Source organism: Candidatus Thiosymbion oneisti (genome assembly GCF_900092655.1).
In the GTDB taxonomy this organism is placed as follows: domain Bacteria; phylum Pseudomonadota; class Gammaproteobacteria; order Chromatiales; family Chromatiaceae; genus Thiosymbion; species Thiosymbion oneisti.
Window position 1 is genome coordinate 1 of sequence record NZ_FLUY01000109.1, and the last position, 8,694, is coordinate 8,694.

Consider the following 8,694-nt stretch of genomic DNA (forward strand, 5'->3'; position numbering starts at 1 on the left):
CCGTGTCGATCCGTGTTCATCCGTGGTTCTGTTTCCGGTTGTTATCTGCACTAACCAACGGTTTTCACAGGCTAGATGGCCGCAACATCCCAGCGGTCCGCCCCGAGACACTCCGCGGCGCGGAGCTTCCGCGTTCCCACGCGGCGCGTGGGAACGAGAGAAACAGCAATATCGACAGAAACTAGGTACTAGGATCCGTTTTACCCAACACGGCTTCTCAAATATCCATGATCTCCGCGGCCTGACGATCGGCATGATAGGACGAACGCACCATGGCCCCGCTGGCCACCTTGGCGAAACCCATGGCCTTACCCGCGGCGCCCAGCAGGTCGAATTCTTCCGGCGTCCAATAGCGCAGCACCGGCAGATGGGAAGGGCTGGGCTGTAAGTATTGTCCCAGGGTCAATAGGTCACACCCGTGGGCGCGCAGGTCGGTCATGACCCTGAGGACCTCGTCCTGCTCCTCGCCCAGGCCCAACATCAGTCCCGACTTGGTCGGCACCTCCGGATGGCGCGCCTTGAAATCTCGGAGTAACTGCAACGAGCCCCGATAGTCGGCGCCGGGACGGGCCCGGCGGTAGAGCCTGGGTACGGTCTCGAGATTGTGATTGAAGACGTCCGGGACCGCTTCCTCCGCGAAGGCGTCCAGGGCCACTGCCTCCCGCCCCCGAAAGTCGGGCACCAGCACCTCCAGCTTGGTGTCTGGGGTCCGGGCGCGCACGGCCTGCAAACAGTCCGCGAAATGACCGGCACCGCCGTCCCGCAGATCGTCCCGGTTCACGGCGGTGATGACCACGTACTTAAGCCCCATAGCGGCGATGGACCGGGCCAGATGTCCCGGCTCGTTCGGGTCCGGTGGCCGGGGCCTGCCGTGGGCCACGTCGCAGAAGGGGCAACGACGGGTACACAGGTCCCCGAGGATCATAAAGGTGGCGGTACCGTGCCCGAAGCACTCCCCTAGGTTCGGGCACCGGGCCTCCTCGCACACGGTAGTGAGCTTGCCCGCGCGCAACAGCCGCTTGATGCGCGCGACACCCGGTCCGAGCGGCGCCTTGGCCCGAATCCATGGGGGTTTGCGCAGGGGCGTCCCGACCGCCTCTACCTTGATCGGGATGCGCGCGACCTTGTCCCCACCCCGCCGGTGGGTCTCGGGGGTAGCGCGTGAAGGGGCCGTCAGGGAATTTGGATCTGTCATGGTGGGTCTTTTAGCAATTCGGTTGTCCTGGCAAACCAGGCTTCCCGTAAATGCTGGGTTTCGTTCCTCGGTAGTGGTAAGTTCTTAACTGATAGATTGCTTGATGGAGCTCGTAGGATGGGCAAAGCGAAGCCGCTCCATCGGGATGGCACGCGGGCTCCGGTTCGATGCCGAACGTTCCGAACCGCGGCGCCTGGTCAGGACACCAAGCCGGCGCAGCGTGCCCATCAGCTTGATGCTCTCCGCGGCGCGGAGCAACCAGGTTCCCACGCAGCGCGTGGGAACGAGAAAAAAGACACCAAGCCACAATAGGGGTATAAGGATCGAGAGAAGAACGACGGAAGAAGAATTCTTCGTGTCTTTGTGGCTTGGTGTGAGAAAAAATGAACCTTCTCTCTAACCACTCGAAAACTCACCACTACCCACCGAGCGGGGGCTGCGTCTCGGCCAAGTGGCGGAGCAATTCAGCCACATGGTCCGTGTCGCGTACCCGGTAGAGGGCAGCGCTGGACTGGGGTCGGTCTGACACCAGGATGCCCAGGCCACGACCGCGCACGGCTCGGAAGGCGTCTTCGTCGGTCACATCATCACCCATATAGATGGGCAGGACCTCCGCACCCTCCAGTCCCAGCTCCGACAACAACCAGCGTACGGCCCGACCTTTGTCCCAGTCGATGTCCGGCAGCAGCTCGATCACCGCTTTGCCGCCGGTCAGGTGCAGACGCGGAAAGTGCGCCTGCACCTGCCTGACAGCGGACTCCACCGCATCCGAACCCTCGCCGGTCTGTTGGCGGTAATGGACGACAATGGCGAAACGCTTGCGCGTCAGGCGCGCTTCGGGGATGGTCTTCAGCGCCGTGGTCAGGTCCACCGTGGCCTGATCCAGGTCGTCCAGGGCATCGATGCCTTCGGGGAGCTCCAAGCGCAAATCCGGACCCCGGATCTCCAAGCCATGGTTGCCCGCGTAAGTGATCTCTTGGAGCCCCACCAGCTCGGACACCTCATCGAGATCACGGCCACTGACCACGACGACCTGCGCCACCCGGGCGACGCTGCGTAGAATCAAGCGCATGTCCTCGGTGAGCCGGGCATCCTCCGGTCGATCATCGATGGGCGCCAGGGTTCCCCCGTAATCCAGAAACAGCGCCGGGCGTTTCCCCGCCAGCTGCTTCGAGACCCAGCTCACATCGGTCAAGGGCCGCGGGGACGAACGCCTGTCGCTGTCGGTTCCTTCCACATCGACGCGGCACAGATCCCGGACCACCAGATCCGCGCCATGCTGCTGCATCTTCCGGTCCCATCCCCCGTGGTCGACGCCGATGACCAAGGCGATACGTCCGCGCTTGCCGGCGGTAATCCCGACCACGGTGTCTTCGAACACGACCGTTTTTGCGGGTGCCACGTCCAGGCGGCGCACGGCTTCCAGAAAGATGTCCGGGTCCGGCTTGCTGTCCAGATCGAGGCGCTCGGCTTCCAGGCCATCGATTCGGGTGTCGAACAGCCCGGTAATCCCGACCCGTTCCAAGACTAGATCGCAGTGCTTGCTCGCGGAGACCACGGCCGTCTTGATGCCCGCCTTGCGCAGGCGACGGACAAGGGCAATGGTACAACCGTAAACCGCGACCCCCTCTTCCTCGACGATTTGGTCGAAGATCAGGTTCTTGCGGTTGCCAAGACCGCAGATGGTGTCACGCTCCGGCGGATCGTCGGGTTCCCCCTTGGGCAAGTCGATATGGCGCGCCAGAAGAAAGTGCTTTATGGCCTGGTAGCGCGGTCTACCGTCGATGTAGCGCCGATAGTCGAGGGCGCTATCGAAGTATCTGTAGTCCTCGCCCTGCTGGGAGGAGCGTTCGCGCAGATAGGTGTCGAACAGGCGCTTCCAGGCACTGGCCTGGAGCTTGGCGATCTGGGTGACGACGCCATCCAGATTGAAAATCGCGGCATCGATCTTCTCGCGCAAGACGGTGAGCTCAGGTACACGCATGGCGTGGGCCTTTATAGTCCAACCGTTCCATCGGAGTTGCAGTTGAAATCCTGATCAGATACGCAGATTGTCGCAGCCGCCTGCGTTCTTTGATTGGGCAACGGGCGGTGGCACCTGTCTGCCTTACCTGCCCGCAGGTAGCTGCTACAGGCAGACAGGTCCGCAAGACCATATTTCCGGAAAGCGCTATGTGTGCTCACCCCCAGGTCCGGGATCTACGGTAAAAGCGGGGGGATCGAAAATTGGCTATCGTTGACCCAGAAATGGACCAGAATGCTGGCCGCGTATCCGAGTGCGATGACCGGTGTCCACCTCAGATGGCTGAAGAAGGTGTACAGGCCGCGTGCCTGTCCCATCAGGGCCACCCCCGCCGCCGAGCCGATAGAGAGCAAGCTGCCGCCCACCCCGGCGGTCAGGGTCACCAACAGCCACTGGCCCATGGACATGTCGGGTTGCATCGTCAGCACCGCGAACATGACGGGGATATTGTCTACGATTGCAGACAGAATACCCACCATCACATTGGCCTGGGTGGCCCCCCATTCCACATACATCACCTCCGACGTCAACGCCAGGTAACCGATGAGGCCCAAGCCGCCGACACAGAGGATGACGCCGTAGAAGAACATCAAGGTATCCCATTCGGCACGGGCGATATTCTTGAAGACATCGAAGGGCACCACGTCGCCGAGCTCGAGCTGATTGAGATCGGTCTTGCGCCGTTTATAGGCGGCCCTCTGATCGAAGGTCTTCTTCAAGTAATACCCGAATAACTTGAGATAAGCCAGACCGGTCATCATCCCGACCATGGGCGGCAAATGGAGAAAATTGTGGAAGCTGACGGCGGTGGCGATGGTGCACAGAAACAGGAAGATGACCCGTTTCGCCCCCCGCTTCATGGTAACGACTTCACCGGAGGCCGGTGGTTGCTCATCGGGCACCGCAAAGTGCATGACGGCGGCCGGGATCACCCAGTTGACCACGGAAGGAACGAACAATAAAAAGAAGGTCTGGAAATCGACGATCCCCTTCTGCCAGACCATCAGCGTCGTGATGTCGCCGAAGGGACTGAATGCCCCACCGGCGTTGGCCGCTACCACGATATTGATGCAGGCAATGGTGACGAAGCGCGGATTGTCCCGACCCACCGCCAACACCACCGCACACATGAGCAGCGCCGTAGTCAGGTTGTCGGCCACCGGCGAGATGAAAAAGGCGAGCACGCCCGTGAACCAGAAGAGCTTGCGGTAGGAAAAACCGGACCGTACCAGCCAGGCGCGCAGGGCATCGAACACCAGCCGCTCGTCCATGGCGTTGATGTAGGTCATGGCCACGAGCAGGAATAGGAACAGCTCGGCATACTCCAGGATGTTGTGCCGAACCGCCTGTTCCGCAGCGTGGGGCAGGCCATGGTGCGCGTAGACAGCCGCGATCATGGCCCAGATGATGCCGGCCGCAAGCAACACCGGCTTGGACTTACGCAGATGGGTGAACTCCTCGGCCATCACGAAACCGTAGGCCACGATGAAAACCACCAAGGCCGTGAAGCCCACCAAGTGATTGGTAAGATCGAGCTGTTCCCCGCCCCCGCCGGCAGCGGCCGAAACGGCTGCGGGAAAGGTGCTGAGCAGGGCCATAAGCGGCAGCATGGCAGTCAAAACCTTTTTCATGCTCTCCTCCTTATGTGGTTATATTTCGTAAGATATGGATTAAGGTGAATGGCACTTAGGCAAGCCGCCACCGGCTGAAAATGCCTGGGAGGGGTCGGCAAGGACAGGACGATAAAATCACCAGCGTCCGGCACCCGCCCAGGGAGTCGATTCGCACGCATCCTAGCCAAGGTTCCATCTCACAGCAACAACAACTCCCCGCAAGCAAATTCGTTCACCGGATGGATTGGACATGCACGGATTCAAGCCTCTGGAAAGCTCAATGGCGGAAAGCTCAATGGCAACCACCTTTACAGGTCGCTCGACTGACCAGGTTTGGCCCAGCGTACCAGAGACGCAAAGCAGGAAGCTTTACACACGCTCGCCTCCCCTTTCCCCCGTGACCAAAATAAAAAGCGGGGCGGCTTTGTAGTACCATGCGGCGTCGCAGGACCGCTTTCGGGTTCGGATCGCTAACGGGAATCGTCCGTTGGCCCATTTGGAGGGCAGCTTGAAAAAGAGGTATTTTCACCAATCAAGTTGATTACTCAATCGCACTGTTGACGAAAACCCTGTTTTTAAGATGCCCCGGAGTAATGTCATGATTGCGGTGCCCACTTCGGCCGCTTGCCGACGTCCTGCCGCCCCCCGCCGGTGGACGTATGTGGCCCTGTTCCTCGTCGCGGTAGTGGTCGTCATGCTCGCCGGCTGCGCTGGTAGTGAACAACCCAAGAGGCGGATCCGGGCGGCCGACCAGGTGGTGGTCGAAAAATCGAAGCGTAGGCTGACACTCATTCGGAACGGCGAGGTGTTGCGCGAATACCGCGTCGCGCTCGGCGAGCGGCCGTGGGGCCATAAGGTACGACAAGGTGACGAGCGGACACCGGAAGGCAATTACTTCCTCGATTGGCGCAATCCCAACAGCCGTTTCTACAAGTCCATCCATATCTCCTATCCCAATAAATGGGATATCCGATTCGCTCGCCTCAGGGGGTATGACCCGGGCGGCATGATCATGATCCACGGCCAACCCAACCACATCCGGTCCGCCAAGTTCAAGGAGCGGTACCTGACCCGGGACTGGACCAATGGTTGCATCGCCGTCCAGAACCACGAGATGGACGAGATCTGGCGGTTGGTTCGTTACGGCACACCGATCAAGATCCTACCCTGAGCCTGAGGTGTCCCCACAAATCAGCCTCTCCAGCGTGGGAACGAGCCAAAAAATTTGTCCGCAAATAAACGCAAATAGCCGCAAATCTACCTGAATGGAGCAATTGCGAGCGATTTGCGTTGATTCGCGTTCATTTGCGGAAAAAATGATTCCTATGTTATCGGTACTTCAGTAGGGCTGTACTCGGTTCGCATCTGAACCTTACAAGTGGTTTGCATGTTCGACTATCCGCAACTCGATCCCGTCGCCCTCTCCCTGGGGCCGCTCAAGGTCCACTGGTACGGACTCATGTACCTGTTGGGCTTCTTCGGCATCTGGGTGCTCGGCCGTTACCGCGCCTCGGATCCCGGCTCCGGGTGGGATGCCCGCATGGTGGACGATGTGGTCTTCTACGGTATCCTCGGGACCATCCTGGGGGGCCGCCTGGGTTACATGTTCTTCTACGGCCTCGATCAGCTAATCGCCAACCCCTTGAACCTGTTCAAGGTCTGGGAAGGCGGCATGTCCTTCCACGGCGGCCTGATCGGGGTATTTATCACGCTGTGGCTCTTTAGCCGCCGCCGCGGCATAGGCTTTTGGCAGGTCACGGATTTCGTCGCCCCCTTGGTACCGCCGGCCTTATTCACCGGGCGGATCGGCAACTTCATCAACGGGGAGCTGTGGGGACATCCTACCGACGCCCCCTGGGGTATGCGCGTCCCCTGCGAGCGATTCGGCGAGTATTGCGGGGGACTACCGCCGGGCACCACGTGGAGCCCGCCGCTGCATGCCTCCCAGCTCTACGAGGCCACATTGGAGGGCCTGGCCCTGTTTCTGATCCTATGGATCTTCTCCGCCAGACCGCGGCCGACCATGGCCGTGTCGGGTATGTTTCTGCTCGGTTACGGCGTCTTTCGCTTGCTGGTCGAGTTTGTCCGCCAGCCGGACGCTCACATCGGTTATCTCGCCTTCGACTGGCTGACCATGGGCCAGGTCTTGACCCTGCCGATGGTCTTATTGGGAGTGCTTTTGCTGATACTAGCCTACCGGAGCATCCGGCCATCGAAGGCCGTGAAAAGGCCGTGAAGCGGTCGCCCCTGCCATAAAAAGGCCCGGCTTGCGCCGGGCCCAGTGTTCTTCTCGTGAGGAGAGAAAGGGGGCAAACCTCCGACCCGGCAACCGCCTTGGGTTCCCGGGACAAACCCGATTCTCCCCCGTCACATGTTCAGCTTGCGGAACTTTTCAGAGAACTGGTCGCTTCTTTGACAAAGGTAACGTATTTATCCCGGATCCCGCTCATCCTCTCCATGCCCTTCTTGGCATCATCCATCAGGCGATCGCCGGTTTCCTTCGCCACCGTGGCCTGGAGGTCTTTCAAGCCCTTAAAGTCTTTGACCTTGGTGGCCAGCTCCATCTGGCGCTTGGCCTGATCCATCACGAATTCGACGGTTTCCATCTGGCTGGAAATGATCTCCTTCAAGGTCTCCATGTTGAGCTCGGCGAGCTTGTGCACGTTCTCCATGGCCTTGCCGCCCATCTCTTTTGTCATGTCAAAATTCTTTTCCGCGTTCATGGTGTATCTCCGCTGTGTGAAAAATAGGTAACCTCCAGCAATTGCTGCGGTGCAACAATTGCTGCACTGCACAATAATATCCCCAAACGGCTTTGTCAAGGGATCGCGTCGTCACCTGTCGAACCCTAGACAGGCATCGGTCGTAGGACCCCCGCCGCGCGGGCACTCGCTATCAAATCGTCCAATCCCAGGAGGCCGCACTTGTGGCCGGCCAGTGCATTGCAGTGGTCGAGCAGTGCCGGCGGGGCGAGCCCGGCGAGCAGACCGTCGATTACCGCGGCGTTGAAGACATCCCCAGCCCCCAGGGTATCCCTGACCAGCGGCGGTCTATGGGCAGGCGCGAAGCAGACCTCTCCGTCGCGGGGTTGGGCATAGGCCCCGGTCTCGCCCCAGGGCAGGATCAGCAGCCTGGCATCCGTGTGGCCCCATTGATCGCACAGGAAGCGGCGCGGGTCTGCATACCCGCGGCTCCGGGCATAGTGGCGGGAGAAAATCAGGACATCCGGCCCTGTGAACAGGGTCTCGATCCCGGGCCTCGGCTTCTCGACCTCCAGTGAAACCCCGGTCTCTGGGAAGCGCCGGGCGCAGTCCCGCAGCATGGCCGCAATCTCCTTGGGATCACGGCCCTCGAAGTGCACCCAATCATAGCCGGCGGGTCGGATCCGGGCGAAGTCGGACGCCGACAGCTCGGGTAGATCACGATAGTGGATGATAGTGCGGCTGCCGTTGGCCCGGCTCAGGACCACGTAGGAGGTGGGTGTGCTGCCGTGCGGATGGAAGACGCAAGATCCGGTGTCGATGCCGCGGCGTTCCAGGTCCTTAAGGACCCACGTCCCCTCGGCGTCCTTACCCAGGGTCCCCGCCCAGGCGCAGGCATGGCCCAACTGGCTGAGCACCGCCAGGGTATTGGCGGCATTGCCACCCCTGACGATGCGCCGATCCAGGGCACGTAGCTCCGCATCCTCCGCCGGATAGGCCGCCACCTCATTGATGATATCCAGGGCGGCGACACCCACCACGAGGATACGCCGACGCTGCTCAGTCATGGCGCATCGGTAGAAAACGGGTAGTGGTTAAATTTAAATGCGACCTAATGCTTTGAACTCCACCGTTTTGCCATCCCTGGCCCTGGATTCCGGC

Annotated in this window: 8 protein-coding genes; 3 read left to right on the forward strand and 5 right to left on the reverse strand. The window is 60.6% G+C overall.

Features of this window, described 5'->3' with window-relative positions; translation table 11 throughout:
• Nucleotides 1-185, forward strand: a 185-nt coding sequence (locus BQ17_RS22240; protein ID WP_218067993.1) for a hypothetical protein, incomplete at its 5' end; no start/stop codon positions are given.
• Nucleotides 186-217: 32 nt separating this feature from the next.
• Here BQ17_RS22240 and lipA read toward each other — a convergent pair.
• The 3 genes from lipA to nhaD all read right to left on the reverse strand — a co-directional run bounded on the left by lipA (nucleotide 218) and on the right by nhaD (nucleotide 4,849).
• Complete coding sequence (lipA, locus tag BQ17_RS01125) at nucleotides 218-1,195, reverse strand: lipoyl synthase (RefSeq protein WP_089723921.1); 978 nt, start codon at nucleotides 1,193-1,195, stop codon at nucleotides 218-220.
• 418 nt (nucleotides 1,196-1,613) lie between these two features.
• On the reverse strand, nucleotides 1,614-3,179 hold the full coding sequence (otsB, locus tag BQ17_RS01130) for a trehalose-phosphatase (protein ID WP_089723922.1): 1,566 nt from the start codon (nucleotides 3,177-3,179) through the stop codon (nucleotides 1,614-1,616).
• Nucleotides 3,180-3,394: 215 nt separating this feature from the next.
• Nucleotides 3,395-4,849, reverse strand: a complete 1,455-nt coding sequence (nhaD, locus tag BQ17_RS01135) for a sodium:proton antiporter NhaD (RefSeq protein WP_439645632.1) — start codon at nucleotides 4,847-4,849, stop codon at nucleotides 3,395-3,397.
• 580 nt (nucleotides 4,850-5,429) lie between these two features.
• On the opposite strand from nhaD, the gene BQ17_RS01140 reads away from it, so the two are divergent.
• The gene (locus tag BQ17_RS01140) at nucleotides 5,430-6,002 is read left to right on the forward strand and encodes a L,D-transpeptidase family protein (RefSeq protein ID WP_243448445.1); all 573 of its coding nucleotides are present in this window, start codon (nucleotides 5,430-5,432) and stop codon (nucleotides 6,000-6,002) included.
• A 216-nt stretch (nucleotides 6,003-6,218) separates the two neighbouring features.
• Complete coding sequence (lgt, locus tag BQ17_RS01145; protein ID WP_089723924.1) at nucleotides 6,219-7,067, forward strand: prolipoprotein diacylglyceryl transferase; 849 nt, start codon at nucleotides 6,219-6,221, stop codon at nucleotides 7,065-7,067.
• A gap of 139 nt (nucleotides 7,068-7,206) precedes the next feature.
• On the opposite strand, the gene BQ17_RS01150 is transcribed toward lgt, so the two are convergent.
• Both BQ17_RS01150 and BQ17_RS01155 read right to left on the reverse strand, forming a co-directional pair.
• On the reverse strand, nucleotides 7,207-7,554 hold the full coding sequence (locus BQ17_RS01150) for a phasin family protein (RefSeq protein WP_089723925.1): 348 nt from the start codon (nucleotides 7,552-7,554) through the stop codon (nucleotides 7,207-7,209).
• A gap of 125 nt (nucleotides 7,555-7,679) precedes the next feature.
• Nucleotides 7,680-8,600, reverse strand: coding sequence for a PfkB family carbohydrate kinase (locus tag BQ17_RS01155; protein ID WP_089723926.1), 921 nt, complete (start codon nucleotides 8,598-8,600; stop codon nucleotides 7,680-7,682).
• Nucleotides 8,601-8,694: the final 94 nt, after the last annotated feature.